General features: G+C 33.4%; 14 protein-coding genes, 1 tRNA gene, 1 pseudogene and 2 other annotated features. Of the genes and pseudogenes, 11 read left to right on the plus strand and 5 right to left on the minus strand.

All coding sequences use genetic code 11. The features are described 5' to 3' along the window. Positions 1-79: 79 nt before the first annotated feature. Complete coding sequence (locus tag JZO69_RS15855) at positions 80-394, minus strand: DUF1827 family protein (RefSeq protein ID WP_207113796.1); 315 nt, start codon at positions 392-394, stop codon at positions 80-82. A gap of 207 nt (positions 395-601) precedes the next feature. Further along, a complete protein-coding gene (locus JZO69_RS15860) occupies positions 602-2,857 on the minus strand; it encodes an ATP-dependent Clp protease ATP-binding subunit (protein WP_207113797.1) in 2,256 nt (751 codons plus the stop codon). Between the two features lie 329 nt (positions 2,858-3,186). Between JZO69_RS15860 and JZO69_RS15865 the strand changes: the two genes are divergently transcribed. The 3 genes from JZO69_RS15865 to ptsP all read left to right on the plus strand — a co-directional run bounded on the left by JZO69_RS15865 (position 3,187) and on the right by ptsP (position 5,545). Further along, positions 3,187-3,378, plus strand: coding sequence for a hypothetical protein (locus JZO69_RS15865; RefSeq protein WP_207113798.1), 192 nt, complete (start codon positions 3,187-3,189; stop codon positions 3,376-3,378). A gap of 173 nt (positions 3,379-3,551) precedes the next feature. Next, entirely contained in the window at positions 3,552-3,818 is a 267-nt protein-coding gene (locus JZO69_RS15870) for a phosphocarrier protein HPr (protein WP_010760596.1), read from the plus strand. Beyond that, positions 3,818-5,545 (plus strand): phosphoenolpyruvate--protein phosphotransferase, encoded by a 1,728-nt coding sequence (gene ptsP, locus JZO69_RS15875; RefSeq protein ID WP_207113799.1) that lies wholly within the window; start codon positions 3,818-3,820, stop codon positions 5,543-5,545. The genes JZO69_RS15870 and ptsP overlap by 1 nt, the downstream gene beginning before the upstream one ends. Positions 5,546-5,685: 140 nt before the next feature. On the opposite strand, the pseudogene JZO69_RS16900 reads toward ptsP, so the two are convergent. Then, positions 5,686-5,790 (minus strand): annotated as a pseudogene (locus JZO69_RS16900) (transposase); the annotation flags it as partial. Positions 5,791-6,426: 636 nt separating this feature from the next. Here JZO69_RS16900 and JZO69_RS15885 point away from each other — a divergent pair. The 8 genes from JZO69_RS15885 to JZO69_RS15920 all read left to right on the plus strand — a co-directional run bounded on the left by JZO69_RS15885 (position 6,427) and on the right by JZO69_RS15920 (position 13,369). Continuing rightward, entirely contained in the window at positions 6,427-7,176 is a 750-nt protein-coding gene (locus JZO69_RS15885) for an ATP-binding cassette domain-containing protein (RefSeq protein WP_207113800.1), read from the plus strand. Continuing rightward, positions 7,154-8,581: a hypothetical protein gene (locus tag JZO69_RS15890; RefSeq protein ID WP_207113801.1), complete on the plus strand. Its 1,428-nt coding sequence runs from the start codon at positions 7,154-7,156 to the stop codon at positions 8,579-8,581. Before JZO69_RS15885 ends, JZO69_RS15890 begins: the two co-directional genes overlap by 23 nt. Continuing rightward, positions 8,568-8,879 carry a hypothetical protein gene (locus JZO69_RS15895; RefSeq protein WP_207113802.1) on the plus strand — a complete coding sequence of 104 codons (312 nt, stop codon included), beginning with the start codon at positions 8,568-8,570 and terminating at the stop codon, positions 8,877-8,879. Before JZO69_RS15890 ends, JZO69_RS15895 begins: the two co-directional genes overlap by 14 nt. Before the next feature lie 519 nt (positions 8,880-9,398). Further along, entirely contained in the window at positions 9,399-9,647 is a 249-nt protein-coding gene (locus JZO69_RS15900) for a hypothetical protein (protein ID WP_207113803.1), read from the plus strand. Positions 9,648-9,820: 173 nt separating this feature from the next. Next, positions 9,821-10,120 (plus strand): thioredoxin family protein, encoded by a 300-nt coding sequence (locus JZO69_RS15905; protein WP_207113804.1) that lies wholly within the window; start codon positions 9,821-9,823, stop codon positions 10,118-10,120. After that, a complete protein-coding gene (locus JZO69_RS15910) occupies positions 10,117-10,614 on the plus strand; it encodes a DUF6568 family protein (RefSeq protein ID WP_207113805.1) in 498 nt (165 codons plus the stop codon). Before JZO69_RS15905 ends, JZO69_RS15910 begins: the two co-directional genes overlap by 4 nt. Positions 10,615-10,877: 263 nt before the next feature. Beyond that, on the plus strand, positions 10,878-12,242 hold the full coding sequence (locus tag JZO69_RS15915) for an MDR family MFS transporter (protein ID WP_207113806.1): 1,365 nt from the start codon (positions 10,878-10,880) through the stop codon (positions 12,240-12,242). Between the two features lie 155 nt (positions 12,243-12,397). Then, positions 12,398-13,369 carry a DUF1002 domain-containing protein gene (locus JZO69_RS15920; protein WP_207113807.1) on the plus strand — a complete coding sequence of 324 codons (972 nt, stop codon included), beginning with the start codon at positions 12,398-12,400 and terminating at the stop codon, positions 13,367-13,369. A gap of 108 nt (positions 13,370-13,477) precedes the next feature. Here the strand turns inward: JZO69_RS15920 and JZO69_RS15925 are convergent, their stop codons facing one another. Together JZO69_RS15925 and JZO69_RS15930 are read right to left on the minus strand one after the other, a co-directional pair. Then, complete coding sequence (locus JZO69_RS15925; RefSeq protein ID WP_207113808.1) at positions 13,478-13,972, minus strand: GNAT family N-acetyltransferase; 495 nt, start codon at positions 13,970-13,972, stop codon at positions 13,478-13,480. Positions 13,973-14,182: 210 nt separating this feature from the next. Continuing rightward, positions 14,183-14,255 (minus strand) — tRNA-Thr (locus JZO69_RS15930). A 185-nt stretch (positions 14,256-14,440) separates the two neighbouring features. After that, positions 14,441-14,676, plus strand: a binding site (T-box leader). Positions 14,677-14,774: 98 nt separating this feature from the next. Continuing rightward, positions 14,775-15,026, plus strand: a binding site (T-box leader). The last annotated feature ends 5 nt before the right edge of the window (positions 15,027-15,031 follow it).

The raw sequence follows: 15,031 nt of genomic DNA on the forward strand, positions 1-15,031 counted from the left end.
TGGGGGTCACCTCATTTTGTCTCGGGTTCTATACTCGAATAAACGGTGGGAGCAGAAGTAACTCTTTCGGTACGATTACTCAATTTTCAACAAGTGCTGAGAGGATTGGAATCGAAATTTCTATGACATCTTTCAATTCAATGATCGAAATTTGATTGCGGTCATATTTTTCTTTTGGAATGCGCTTCAAGAAATACGCAAGGATTTCATTGATTTCTGTTTTACGAATGGCACGTTTTTTATTTACAACCACTATTTCAGCATGTTGAGCAGCTTCTGTATAAACGACGGTCGTGTTACCCGCTGAATAAACTTTGACAAAGTATGCATCGGTATTTTCTAGTTGTTTATTGACTAACTCTTTGTAGCTGTTGGTTACATTGACTAATTTCATTTTTATCACCTCGGTTTGATTCATTATTTTTTTACATTGATAATAAAAAACAGATTATTCACAGATTCAAAAAGCTGGAATAGTCTTCTTTAAAAGTTGATATAAAATCTATACATTTTAATTATAAATTTTTTTAGCTTAAATAAAAAGAAATTTGTCTTGGAAAACACAAAAAAGTCAATCAGTTTGCCTGATTGACTTCACTTTTTATTCTTCTTCTAAAGTTGATTCGCTAGTATCACTAGGGACTACAGCTGTTTCGCTAGTAACAATAATTTTTCCATCCTCATCTAGCTTAGCAATTAATTGATGTTCTTCTGGATGATCTAGGAAATATTCAGCAATCCCATCTTCGATTTGTTCTTGAATGGTTCGACGTAATGGTCGAGCTCCCATTGCAGGATCGTAGCCTAAATCAACTAGTTTTTCTTTAACCTCTGTTGGTACATCGATATGGATTTTTTGATGAGCAAGTAAGCTATTGACTTCATCTAACATCAAGCCAACAATGTTCATCAAGTTTTCTTTGCTCAATGCTTTGAATTCAATGATTCCATCAAAACGGTTCAAGAATTCAGGGGTAAAGAAATTGTTTAATTGTCCTAAAACAGATTTGGTGATTCCTTCACGAGCCGCGCCGAAACCAACGTTTGCTTCTACATTGCCAGTACCAGCGTTACTTGTCATGATGATGATTGTATCTTTAAAGCTGACTGTTCTACCTTGGGCATCTGTTAAACGACCGTCATCAAGAATTTGTAAGAACATGTGTAAAACATCTGGATGTGCTTTTTCGATTTCATCTAATAAAATCAAGCTGTATGGATTACGACGAACTTTCTCAGTTAATTGTCCAGCTTCATCGTACCCAACATAACCTGGAGGTGAACCGATTAATTTAGATACACTGTGTTTTTCCATGTATTCACTCATATCAAAACGAATCATTGAATCTTCTGAGCCAAATAATTCGAAGGCTAATTGTTTAGCCAATTCGGTCTTGCCGACACCAGTTGGTCCTACAAATAGGAAGGAGCCAATTGGGCGATTTTGTTTGCCTAAGCCTACGCGGTTGCGGCGAATGGCTTTTGATACTTTATCAACTGCATCGTCTTGTCCAACCACATGATTTTTTAAGTCGATAGCTAAGTTTTTCAATTGTGTTTGTTCTTTTTCTTTCAAATCACCGACAGGGATGCCTGTCTTTTGTTCTACGATCGCTTCAATATTTTTTTCATCAATCACTGGTGTTTCTTCATCACTGATTTGTTTTTCCTTCATTGCTTGAAGTTTATTGATTTGATCACGGTAGTAAGCCGCTTTTTCAAAATCTTCTTCTGCAGAAGCTTGTTGCTTTTGTTGTTCAGCATCTACCAATTTCTTTTCGATTGTTTTTGGATCAACGATTTGGATCGTTAAATTCATTTTAGAACCAGATTCATCTAACAGATCGATAGCTTTATCTGGTAAGAAACGATCTTGAATGTAACGATTTGATAAAGTTGCAGCCGCTTTGATTGCTTCATCCGTATATTTTACATGATGATAATCTTCATAACGTTTTTGCAAGCCGTTTAGAATAGCAATTGTTTCATCTACAGTGGGTTCGTCAACACGAACTGGCTGCATCCGACGCTCTAAAGCAGCATCTTTTTCAATGATACGGTATTCATTCAGAGTTGTTGCACCAACCATTTGTAGCTCACCACGAGCTAAAGCAGGTTTCAAAATATTGCCAGCGTCCATATTGCCGTCACCAGCTGAACCAGCTCCGACGATTTCATGAACTTCATCAATGAAGAGAATCACATTTTCAGCTTGTTTGATTTCTTCAATCAATTTTTGCATTCGTTCTTCAAACTGACCGCGAATTCCTGTACCTTGAACGAGTGAAACCACATCTAAACGAATAACTTCTTTGTCCAATAATTTTTGCGGTACATCTCCATCAACGATTTTTTGAGCAAGACCTTCGACAACAGCAGTTTTACCCACACCAGGTTCACCAATTAAAACAGGGTTGTTTTTTGTTCGACGGTTTAAGATTTCGATGACACGTTTGATTTCTTCATCACGTCCCACGACTGGATCGATATCACCATTTCGGGCAGCTTCTGTAATATTGATACCATATTCCCCTAATAAGCCATTGCCTTGTCCTGAGTTACCTCTTGGTGGTTGTCCGCCATTAAAGCCGTTACCATCCCCAAATTGAGTGGGTGGTGTTTGACCATTAGGATTCCCTTGTTGTTCTTGCATTTGACGAGATAATGAGCGGTATAGATCATCTAAACTTCCAAAACCAAATGGATCTTGTTGAGACATTGTTGGTTGAGTATCATTTGCTTGTGCTTTTAATTTTTGATAGCAACTTTGGCAATAGTCCAATTGTTTTCTTTGGCCATTAACATTTGCATATAAATGGATCGTTGCTGGATTTTGTTGACAATTTTGACAGATCATAGGATAAAACACGTCCTTTCATAATAAGACAAATCGTGTATCAAAGTCATTTGAATAAAGTCAAATAGTCTGCTGACCATTTTTGACCTTTGAGAATATTATAGCATCTTTTTAACAAGAATCAAGCAATTGAACTCTAAATGACAGGGAATATGTAGGCTAAAAAATTTGATATTATAAATTTAATTTACTTATATTCTGAAAGAATCTTATTTTTTAAAATTATTAATTTTTTATTATATGATTAATGAGAATAATTTAGACAATTATCTATTTTTGTCATACAATATCTACAGGTAAAAAATAAAAGTGAAAGCTGTGATAAATAGATGTATGAAAATCCATTTGAAGAACAAATCAAAGCCTTACAAGAAGGGGCTATTTCGGAACTTATCGTAGAACCAAAAGATTTTACTACCTTTAGAGAGGTTTGGAAAAATTTGCCTGATCGGATGTCGATTGTCGGTGAAGCTGGATTAAATGGACGAATTATATATCATTATATGAAAGAAGAGAGTTAATTGATTTTTTGATTCGATAAAAAATAGATGAAAAGTGTTGTAACTGCTCACAAAAAATGGTAATCTTAAAAATTGAAAGGGTATTATCCAGATTCTAGTTTCATTTGAAACGTGTTAAGAAAGGAAAACCCTAACATAAAAAATTATTTTACTTACGAAGGAGACCGATTCATATGGAAAAGAAAGAATTTCACATCGTAGCAGAAACAGGGATTCACGCTCGTCCAGCTACATTATTAGTACAAACTGCAAGTAAATTTAACTCAGATATTAACTTAGAATACAAAGGTAAATCTGTTAATCTTAAATCAATCATGGGCGTTATGTCATTAGGCGTTGGCCAAGGTTCAGACGTAACTATCTCAGTTGACGGTGTTGACGAAGCTGATGCATTAGCAGCAATCGTAGACACAATGCAAAAAGAAGGATTGTCAGAATAATGTCTGAAATGCTAAAAGGAATTGCCGCAAGTGATGGTGTTGCTATCGCTAAAGCTTACCTGTTAGTTCAACCTGATTTGTCTTTCGACAAAAAATCTGTTGATGATACATCAGCAGAAGAAAGTCGTTTAGATGATGCTTTAGCAAAATCTACGACTGAGTTGCAAGCAATCAGAGAAAAAGCAGCGCAAAGCCTTGGTGAAGAAGAAGCTCAAGTATTTGATGCTCATTTAATGGTTTTGTCTGATCCTGAAATGATTGGTCAAATCAAACAAAACATTCAAGATAACAAAGTTAATGCTGAGTCAGCATTAAAAGAAGTGACTGATATGTATATCGGTATGTTCGAAGCAATGGACGATAATGCCTACATGCAAGAACGTGCTGCAGATATCCGTGACGTTGCTAAACGTATTTTAGCTCACTTATTAGGTGTTACTCTTCCGAATCCTTCAATGATCAACGAAGAAGTAGTTGTGGTTGCCCATGACTTAACACCAAGTGATACTGCTCAATTAGACCGTACGTATGTGAAAGCATTCGTAACTGATATTGGCGGACGTACATCACATTCAGCTATTATGGCTCGATCCCTTGAAATTCCTGCTATTGTAGGAACAAAAGAAATCACTGCTAAAGTGAAAGAAGGCGACATTCTAGCGGTTAACGGAATTGATGGCGATGTTATCATTCATCCAACTGACGCTGAAAAATCTGATTTTGAAGCTAAAGGCAAAGAATATGCTGACCTTAAAGTTGAATGGGAAAAACTAAAAAATGCTGAAACAGTAACTGCTGATGGTAAACACATCGAATTAGCTGCTAACATTGGTACACCTAAAGATTTAGAAGGCGTACACAACAACGGTGCTGAAGCTGTTGGTTTATATCGTACAGAATTCCTTTACATGGATTCTCCAGATTTCCCAACAGAAGATGAACAATATACAGCTTATACTGCTGTACTTGAAGGCATGAACGGCAAACCTGTCGTGGTTCGTACAATGGATATCGGTGGAGATAAAGAATTACCTTATCTTCAATTGCCGCATGAAATGAACCCATTCTTGGGTTACCGTGCTTTACGTATCAGCTTATCTGAACGTGGCGACGAAATGTTCCGTACACAAATGCGTGCATTATTACGTGCGTCTGTTCATGGTAACTTACGTATTATGTTCCCAATGGTTGCGACATTAAAAGAATTCAGAGCAGCTAAACAAATCTTTGAAGAAGAAAAAGCAAAATTAGTTTCTGAAGGAACAAAAGTTTCTGATACGATTCAAGTCGGTATCATGATCGAAATTCCTGCAGCGGCTGTAATTGCTGATAAATTCGCCAAAGAAGTTGATTTCTTCAGTATTGGAACAAATGACTTGATTCAATACACAATGGCAGCAGACCGTATGAACGAACGCGTTTCTTACTTGTACCAACCATATAACCCATCAATTTTACGTTTGATCAAAAACGTAATTGACGCATCTCATGCTGAAGGTAAATGGACTGGTATGTGTGGAGAAATGGGTGGCGATCAAATGGCTGTACCATTATTGGTAGGAATGGGCTTAGATGAGTTCTCAATGAGCGCTACATCTATTCTTCAAACTCGTAGCTTGATGAAACGTCTAGACACTAAGAAAATGGCTGAGCTTGCGGATCGTGCGTTGAATGACTGCGATACAATGGAAGAAGTTATTGACTTGGTTAAGGATTATACGAAATAAATAGTAATTAAAAGCTTTCGCAATTCAGAATTTATTTTGAATTGCGAAAGCTTTTTTGTGACAAAATAATTGTGTTTCTTTGAAATATATTGATCTAACTGTCGTTCTAATTTTATAAGAGACTGCGTAGTGTGATCTTTATTTCTTTTTAGTACTTTTATATGCTTATTCAAGTATTCTAACGGCCCGTTGGAATAAGGTAAATCCAGCGCATTTTTAATACCAGTTTGAACTTTTTTAGAGGTGTCAGTTTAAAAATGGTTTGAGTGTTGGAGAATAAGTATGTAAAATGTATTCTTTATATTATTTTCAATAGTTATATCTTTGTTTTCCGCTCATTTTATGTATTTAGATTTCAAGGGAAAACTGACGAAACATGGTAGAATATCGTTTACAAGGATTATTTTAATCTATTATTATTCAACAGATTAAAACTGATTTTATAAGTAAAACAAAAAATTTAAACGTTAATTTCGGATGTTGATGAATTACACCAGCATCTTTTTTGCTGTGAAAAAAGATCGAATTATGAAAGACATAAGAGTTATTTTACATTGGAAATTTAAGCAAAATAACAATAATATTTAAAAATTATAAAATTATTATTTAAATTATAAAACAATGAGTAGGATCAGGACGATTCGCGTAATGTAGGAATAATAAGATTAAAAAATTATCGTTATTAATTAAAAAGAACAAAGGTATGGTCGTGTTTTATTTTTATAATATATGTTATATATTGTTTTTTAAAGTTTTTGTTTTACATATATTAAAATAAATGTTACTTTTTAACCGTAGTATTTTTTAGTTCCTGTAATTGGTATATGCGGTTATAGAATTAGTGAATAAACTACAATGTGTGAAAGAGTGGAGGAATAAGCGTGACGGATATCGATAGTGATGATTTCTTTTCGGTTAAAAATGTATCGTATACTTATGGCGATCAACAAGTTCTTTTTGATATTAATTTTGAAATGACTTTAAACGATTTTTTATCTATAGCTGGTCCGAATGGTAGTGGGAAAACAACATTAATAAAACTTGTAACCGATTTATTAGAGCTCCAAAGTGGAAGTATACGTTTTGATGGTTATGACAACAAAGACATTCAAACAAAGGTAAATTTAATCTATTTACCTAGTGATGACTATTTACCAGAATTTTTAACAGGATACGAATATCTTTTGATGCTTGGGGAATTATATGATAAAGAAATTGATCAAGAGAAGGTACAAATACTCGCTAGTTATTATGCTATGGAAAACAGGGTGCATCAATTGATAGAAAACTATTCTCATGGGATGAAGAAAAAAATTCAATTGATTTCTGCGTTTTTAATTGCTCCTAAATTAATAATAATTGATGAAACGCTCAATGGAATAGATATTGAAGCCAAAGAAGTTAGTAAATTATTACTGAAAAACCATCAAAAAAACGGTGGTGCTACAATTTTATGCACACATGATTTAGAACTAGTAGAAGAAATTGAAAGTCGAGTCCTTCTTCTAAATGAAGGAGTAATTAAATATGACTCAAAAGAATATCTTGAAAAGAATGAACGATTAGTTACCATTTTTAAAAATCTAATAGATTATGAGCAATTGTATGATGAGATTAACCAAAGTTATTAGTCTATTCAAATTATTCTACTTGTTCTTTGTCAGAAAAGTGACCAATATTGGATTGTTAAAGAAAAAAATGTTTCGTGTATTGCTACTGTTTATTATTGTCTCTCTTGTTAGTGTAGTTACAATTGGGATCTATCTTTTTTTAAATGAAATTGGCAATCAAAAGCTAGAAGCTGAATTGATTTTAGATGTATATACGGGAAATATACTGATGTGGACATCAATAATATTTATATTTTTAAAAGTTCTATTTATGAAATCAAATCAATTTTTACAAATGACCTTTCAGTTACCAGTTAAAAATCAAGAAAGAAATACAGCATTATTATTATTTGAACTAGTTTTATCTATGATTTGTATATTGCTTGTTTCTTCAGGTGTTGTGATTGCATTTATTATGAAATATCAATGGATCTACATTGCTAAGATATTTGCAAATGTATTTTTTACAAGTATCACGATATATTTGATCTTGCAGTTGATTTTCTCATTATTATCTTGGTGTGTGATTGTTTTACATCTGCAAAAGTTTAAAACATTGATTCAATTTTTTAGTTTATTAAGTGTTGTAGCTATATTTTTTGTTTGTTATCCGATCGTTATTGATAATATGCTGATCAACTATTTAGATAATATAAGAAATGAGAACGTTTTATTAGGGTATAGTTTTATTCTGAAACAGACGAATTTTTTTGTTACGTCGCTTGTATTTTTACTGATAAGCTTTTGTTTGGCTGTTGGCATATTATTCATACCAAACAATGAGTATTTTACGGACAATAAGAACTTACCTTTAAAAATAAAAATAAACAAAGTAAATATGTTTAAGTTGTATTTCCTTTGTCTTTATCGAAATTTTGAAAATTACTCTTATATGATGATTAGTTTGACCATCTATTTATATTTACTTTTATTCACCAACATTCAAGCAAGTTTAGCTTTCTTAATTCCTACAATAGTTGGAATTTACTTGTTTATTCAAACAGAAAATATACGCTGGTATTATTCAAAAAAAGAATACAATGTTTTTTGTGACTATTTTAACTTGATTTTTAGCCAGTATCTGTTCCTAGGTATCGTGAGTATTCCATTTGTTTTAGTTGAACTGTTTTTTAAAAAGAATGTAAAAGAAATGTTTTCGTTTTGTTTTGTTCTATTTTTATCGATTCTGCTTTTTACACTAATAGGAATTTTATTTCCGCCAAAAAGGGAAAATCCATTTAGTGTATTTGTAGGTTTTGTTGTCGTAATAACGATAACCTTTGTTTTGGCAGTGATTTTGCTGATCTTTAATTGGCCAGCGATCGTCAATGGATTGATAATGTTACTGCTAATCATAATAACAATTTACTATAGTTTAAACGGATTAAAAAAATTGCAGGAGGATATTAGACATGGAAAAAATTAAAATAGCAATAAATAGCTTGATGGGTTCGATAATACTCACGGCTGTTTTAATGACAGTGAATTTCTTGATTGTTTTATTTAGCAGTTCTGATGATGGAACAAGAAAAATATTTTTCAATACGTTATTTTTTAAAAGTGTGACTGATTCTTTTGGAAAAACAACAATGAGTTTTGGCTTAACACAAAATTATCAGCCCTTAATCATAGTTATTTTAGCACTGTTTGCAATCTTATATTTTAGTCAGGTTACGTACAAAGTTTTACTTGAACGAAAAAAAAAATTGACGAATGATTTTTAAAATTGATGAATTAAAGCCACTGACCTTTGGATTGATAGTGATTAAATATTTTCGTTTATTAATAGCTTTTGTAACTGTAAACTCGTTAATTATGATAGGAATAGGGCTATATTATTGGGATATAGAGTTGATTAAGTTCACAAGTAATTGTTTTATATTATTTTTTATAGGAGTGATTTTTTCGACTTTCTTGCATGAATATATGCATGTCTTAGGGGCACGAAAAGCGGGAGCTAAATGCATGGAAATTCAAGTAACATGTTTTCGATTTTCATTAAAAATTGATAGTAGTCAACTTTCTGACAATAATCAATTATGGGTGGCGTTCCTTGGTCCTGGTTCGTGTTTGGTAGTTAGTTTTATTTTCTATAGTTTATCTTTATTTGATAATAATGTATTGCTAAGAAGTCTGAGTTTTTTGTACGGATTTCACATTATAAACCTGTTACCAATCTTTGGAGATGGCAAGGTCATTTTCAAAGTGTTGATAAAAAAAATAAAAAGAAAGTAGGAAAAAGAATGAATAATGTTGTAATGCAGTCAGCAAGTATGGTTTTGTCGTTGAAAGAGAGTGTGATTAGAAAAGTTGATGAAAAAATTGTACAGTATGATGCTTGGTTTTTAGTTTTTTTAGCAGTTTTACTAGGATTAGCTTTTGTAATTGGAACCGCTTTAGCCATTTGGTGTGTCGTATATCAAGGGAAAAAATTCACTGGAAACTGGAATTGGGCAAAAACAGGTATTAGTATTAACGTGGAGTGTAATTAATTTTTAAATATAAAGAGAAAGGTGGCGGAACAGTAATTATTTAGCTGTTCTGCCAATTATTAAAGATGAAAAAAAAGATAGTTGTATTATTGTTTATCTCTTGTACGATTGGATTGTTATTTACCTTAAAACAAAAATTGAGTCAGCTAGAAACTTTTTATGAAGAGATTTCAATGAAAGATTTAAAACAAATAATGGATAAAAAGGAAGATGCAGTTGTTTATTTTTATAAGACAGACTGTATTTCTTGTAAAAAGCTTGCTCGAAAACTTCAAGATAATAACTTAAAAAAGTATAATGTAAAAGGCATTGATTTAAGTGAACCAGAAAATGTAGATGAAAATTTTCTTACACATTATGATATTGTGACAGTACCAACTTTTTTTAAAATAGTTGATGGAAAGATGACTGAAAAAAAAGATGGGATCAAAGAGTTGGAAGATTTCAAACAGTTCATGGAGAGTGACTCATGAAAAAATATAAACTGATAGTGGGAGCAATCATAGTTTTTTTATCCTTGTGTTGGGCTTTTACATATTACAAATACAATCAAGCAATGCTGACAAGTCAAAAGAAGGAAGAGCAATTAAACGAGTTAGAACAGTCAGTTGACATATTTGCCCAATTAGATTCTATCACACCTGAGCATTTTGAAAATAAAGTAGCAGCAAAAGATGAAGTGCTCGTATATATAGGAAGACCAGATTGTATTGATTGTAATTTGTTTGATTTGTTACTTTTAAATTATTTAAACCAAAACAAGGAGATAAAAAATAAATTAGTTTATTTGAATGTGGCAGCTTTGCGAAAATCAGACAAAGAATGGGCAAGGTTTAAGGAAAAGTATGAGGTTAAATACACACCGACCATTGCACTTTATATTGATGGAAAACAAAAAAGAAAAGCCCAATGGACGCCAGATAAACCACTGACAATCCAAGAGGTAAAAACAATAGTGGAAAACTAAAAGGGGTGAACTTGCTTCGATTTTAGGTCGTGTCTAAAATAATCAAAACTGAATAAATGTAGATTTTGTATCATAATTCTAGAATTTTTTAACGTTGAATAGAAAAAGAGTGAGCTAATTCTTGACTATAAGGAAAACTAATGTTAATATACAAAACATAAAATCGTACAGAAGCATGTCTTTATTTTAGATATGTCGAAAAAGAGGCGACTTCTATTTAGAAGGTGTCTCTTTTTTTGTGTAAACTAACAAGAGGTGATTTCATGGAAAAAAAGAAAGAAATGCATTTATTATTAGCCGTTTTAGCAACTGGAGTGATGTCGTTCACAGGAGTACTGATTGAAACGGCAATGAACGTGACGTTTCCCGTTTTGATCGATCAATATCAGGTATCGACTGCAAGTGTGCAATGGGTGACGACCATTTATCTCTTGATGATTTCGATTGTTGTTCCTTTATCAACGTATTTGCATAAAAATTTTAGCTTGCGTAATCTGTTTGTTTTTTCGAATATAATTTTTCTGTTAGGAATCGTTATTGATTTTGTGGCACCTTCATTTGCGATTTTATTAGTCGGACGAGTTTTTCAAGGTGTGGCAACGGGGATTGCTTTGCCGTTGATGTTCCACATCATTTTGACCTATGCACCTTTAGCTAAAAGAGGAACGATGATGGGACTTGGAACGTTGACGACATCAATTGCACCAGCCATTGGTCCAACGTATGGCGGTTTGCTGACAACTAGTTTTTCTTGGCATTATATCTTTTTATTTTTGATTCCGATCTTAATTGTCACATTAGGAATTGGACTATTTGCAATTCCGAATCAAAAAATAAAGAAAACAGGTTCGTTAGATGTGGTAAGTGTTTTAGGTTTAGTTTTGTTGTTTAGTGGATTTTTGATTTTTTTAAGTATGTTAGGCAAACCGTTAAGCTGGTTATATTTACTGGTTGGTATTTGTGGGTTCATCTTATTTTACAAACGGTCAGTCACTTCTGCACAGCCATTGATCCAATTATCGGTATTGAAAAATCCAAGTTTTCGGTTATTTTTATTTAGTTTTTTGATCTATCAGTTTTTACTTTTAGGTGCATCATTTGTATTGCCGAACTTTATCCAAATCGTCAAGGGTCAAAGTGCTTTTGTTTCAGGTCTAGCAATGTTGCCAGGCGCGATTGTTGGTGCAGTTCTTTCCCCATTGTCAGGTAAATTACTCGATAAAGTCGGTGCGAAAAAGCCGATTTTGATTGGTTTAGCAATAACGACAATTGGATGGACATTGTTGTTGTTAATGTTAGGCATAAGCCCAGTGGCAGGTTTGATTGCTTGTCATGTATTTTATATGATTGGGATCGGTATTTCCTATAGCAATATGATGACCACTGGAATGAATGCCGTGCCAGATAAATTGCAAGGAGATGCTAATGCTGTTTTTAATACACTACAACAGTTTTCAGGAGCACTGGCAACATCTTTAGTTGCTGTTATCATTGGAGTTGCTCAAAACGTCGAAGGTCGAACTTATGAAGCAAGCACGATTATTGGCTCACAATTTGCTTTAGGGATTTTATTGATTTTTCTATTGTTGAGCGGAGTAAGTTGTTTGAGATACTTTTTGAAAAAATAAGTTAATGCTTTTTAGAAGATGTAAATCTTAAGAAGGTGGTAGAATGATAGTGTTAAAAGAAATCAATAAAAATTTCTTAAACCTGATTCATCTTAAGAAATAACTAAAACTATTGTTGTATAGTAGAGAACTAGTAAATCTTTTAGGAGGCTTCTATGAAAAACAAACAAAAAAAACTTACTGTAGCGATGGCATTACTGTTGATCTCTACTAGTTTATACACTGGAAAAACAGCATTAGCAACAACGCAAGGTAGCACAGCGTCAAGTACTTCAATAAGTTCTAGTAATACAGAAACAACTCAAAGCTCTGAGCAAAATCTACAAATCAATGCAGTTGCATTAGGAAATGCACTAACTCAAGAGCAAAAGGACTTTACTTTAAAAGAATTAGGAATTAAAGGTGAAACACCCCAATATACAACGACAGGAAAAGATTTGATGAGTTTTATTCCTGATGGTGGCTTTACACCAGAATGGGCGGTTTATAGCTCTGTTCGGATGGAAACACAGAAAAAAGGTTCAGGAATTTCTGTCGACATCGCAACACCTAAAAATATTACGAAAATCACAGAAGCACAATACCAAAATGCAGCACTAACAGCCGGAATTTCAGATGCTAAGTTGACTGTTGCTTCAGCTGTGCCAATCGATGGATCTGGTGCGTTAGCAGGTGTTTATAAAATTGTTGAGGAATCTGGCGGGATCATTAATAGAGATCGTGTAGGCGTAGCGCAAGATGAAATGGGTGTACTATCTAAAATCACAGAAGAAAATAAAGACAAAGATGGCTATTCTGATAAAGCCTTAAATGCAGCACAAGAACAAGCGAAAAAAGAATTAGCTGCAAAAACTGCCGATGGTAAAAATTTGACGCAAGCAGATATTCAGCAAACTGTTGAAAGTGCGCTACAAAGTCAAGGAATCAAAGATGTGATGACGTCAGATCAAGTTAAGGAATTAACGACATTAATGAGTGATATGAAGGATAAAAATATTTTTGAAGACTTTGTTGGACAATTAGATTTGTCTAAAACAAAAGAGCAAATTCAAGAAAAGTCTAAAGGTCTATGGGAGAATATTAAAGGATTTTTCAGTGGACTTTGGGATTCGATTACAGGAAAATAATCCAATCAAGTTGACCCAATAAATGGATGAGGTTGAGATGCGACTTAATTAGTTGCATCTTAACCTCATCTTTTTTATTTTAGAGAATCAAGAAATAATCAGAAAAAATTAAGGCCGCCAAACTAAATGTTCAGAAGGCAAACCATCTTCGATTCCTTGCCAAACGGAAACAAAATCATATTTTTCTAATAGGTGCTTGGAGGCACCATTATTTGGATCGATAATGGCATAAATGGTGGAGCGAGATAATACTTTTGACTGTTTTATCAAGTTCATTAAATCAGCAATAACTTGAGTTGCATAGCCTTTGCCCCAATGTTCGGGCGCTATCATGTAACCAACCTCGATTTTATCTTCTTCATCCCAAGATAATTTTCCAAAACCGATATATGTTTTTTGATCAAAGATTTTGTAGTAGCCAGTTTGATCATTGTATTCTGAATTGTAGGTTAGAATTTTTTTGAAATTTTCAACAGCTTCAGTTTCAGATTCTTCTTTTTCAGTGATATAGCGCATGACTCTAATATCTTTGGTTAGTTCATAGTAAAGTTGAAAATCAGCTTTGTTATAAAACGTTAGAGTTAGATTTTTATGATTAGACATGTATTGTTAACCTCCTTGAATATTAGTATACTTGTTTTCGGAAATTTTAAAAAGAAAGTCTAGCAAGTTAATCCCAATTACTATCTTAAGTAAAAAAGTGTTTGAGATAAAAGTAAACATCACTTTTATCTCAAACACTAAGCATGAATAAATGGTAAAACCAGAAACAATTCTATGAAAATCAGCTTCTGTCTAGCCTATTATCTAGTAAGCCACCTGACGGATTCGAACCGTCGACCCCCACCTTACCATGGTGGTGCTCTACCAGCTGAGCTAAGGCGGCAAGATTAGTAATACAGATAACAGATTACCGTAGATGGTAAGGTTTGTCAATAATTTTTCGAGGTGATAATAAGTTAAAGTAATACCTAATAAGTTCCGCTAAAAATCACTGATTAAAATAAAATTAAAAAAAGGTTTGACAGGGAATTTATTTTCTAGTAATATACAACGTAACAACAAAAGAATAACAGTCCGTTGAAGAGAAGAGTAAATTTGGACGTGCTTTACAAGAGAGTCTCGGTTGGTGAAAAGAGATAAGCGCATAAGAGTTGAAGATGGCCTCACGAGGATAAGCTGTTGATAAGTAAGCAGCTTCGGGAAAGCACCCGTTATCAAAGCGACAAGTTATAAGACTTGGTCTGAGAAAAGTAATGATGAATTACTTTAAAACAAAGGTGGTACCGCGATTATTCGCCCTTTACTAGCATAAGCTGGTAGAGGGCTATTTTTATATTCATAATGAAATAGTGAACAGTATGAGACGAGCGAAGGAAGCATTGATTCTTCAAACAATTAAATAAATAAAGCAATGAGATGGAAAGTACGGATGAAACGATATCTAACAGAGAGCTTGGGTAGCTGAAAACAAGCGATAGACGAAATCTGGAAAATGGCCATTGAGCAGCGTTTCGAGTGAGTAATTCATAAGACAGCGACGGATGCACCCGTTATAGTGCTAGAGTATAATCGATAATTGATCGACGTACTTGACGAGGGTATCTATGTGAATAGATGCTAAATAGAGGTGGTAGCACGCAAAAGCGTCCTCAAATGTAT

The sequence above is a fragment of the Candidatus Enterococcus ikei genome, assembly GCF_017316105.1.
GTDB lineage: Bacteria > Bacillota > Bacilli > Lactobacillales > Enterococcaceae > Enterococcus_L > Enterococcus_L ikei.

Excerpts from the sequence above, each read along its gene's own strand:
- JZO69_RS15855 (WP_207113796.1), bottom strand. The coding sequence starts at position 394 with ATGAAATTAGTCAATGTAACCAACAGCTACAAAGAGTTAGTCAATAAA.
- JZO69_RS15860 (WP_207113797.1), bottom strand. The coding sequence starts at position 2,857 with ATGATCTGTCAAAATTGTCAACAAAATCCAGCAACGATCCATTTATAT.
- JZO69_RS15865 (WP_207113798.1), top strand. The coding sequence starts at position 3,187 with ATGTATGAAAATCCATTTGAAGAACAAATCAAAGCCTTACAAGAAGGG.
- JZO69_RS15870 (WP_010760596.1), top strand. The coding sequence starts at position 3,552 with ATGGAAAAGAAAGAATTTCACATCGTAGCAGAAACAGGGATTCACGCT.
- ptsP (WP_207113799.1), top strand. The coding sequence starts at position 3,818 with ATGTCTGAAATGCTAAAAGGAATTGCCGCAAGTGATGGTGTTGCTATC.
- JZO69_RS15890 (WP_207113801.1), top strand. The coding sequence starts at position 7,154 with ATGAGATTAACCAAAGTTATTAGTCTATTCAAATTATTCTACTTGTTC.
- JZO69_RS15895 (WP_207113802.1), top strand. The coding sequence starts at position 8,568 with ATGGAAAAAATTAAAATAGCAATAAATAGCTTGATGGGTTCGATAATA.
- JZO69_RS15900 (WP_207113803.1), top strand. The coding sequence starts at position 9,399 with ATGAATAATGTTGTAATGCAGTCAGCAAGTATGGTTTTGTCGTTGAAA.
- JZO69_RS15905 (WP_207113804.1), top strand. The coding sequence starts at position 9,821 with ATGAAAGATTTAAAACAAATAATGGATAAAAAGGAAGATGCAGTTGTT.
- JZO69_RS15910 (WP_207113805.1), top strand. The coding sequence starts at position 10,117 with ATGAAAAAATATAAACTGATAGTGGGAGCAATCATAGTTTTTTTATCC.
- JZO69_RS15915 (WP_207113806.1), top strand. The coding sequence starts at position 10,878 with ATGGAAAAAAAGAAAGAAATGCATTTATTATTAGCCGTTTTAGCAACT.
- JZO69_RS15920 (WP_207113807.1), top strand. The coding sequence starts at position 12,398 with ATGAAAAACAAACAAAAAAAACTTACTGTAGCGATGGCATTACTGTTG.
- JZO69_RS15925 (WP_207113808.1), bottom strand. The coding sequence starts at position 13,972 with ATGTCTAATCATAAAAATCTAACTCTAACGTTTTATAACAAAGCTGAT.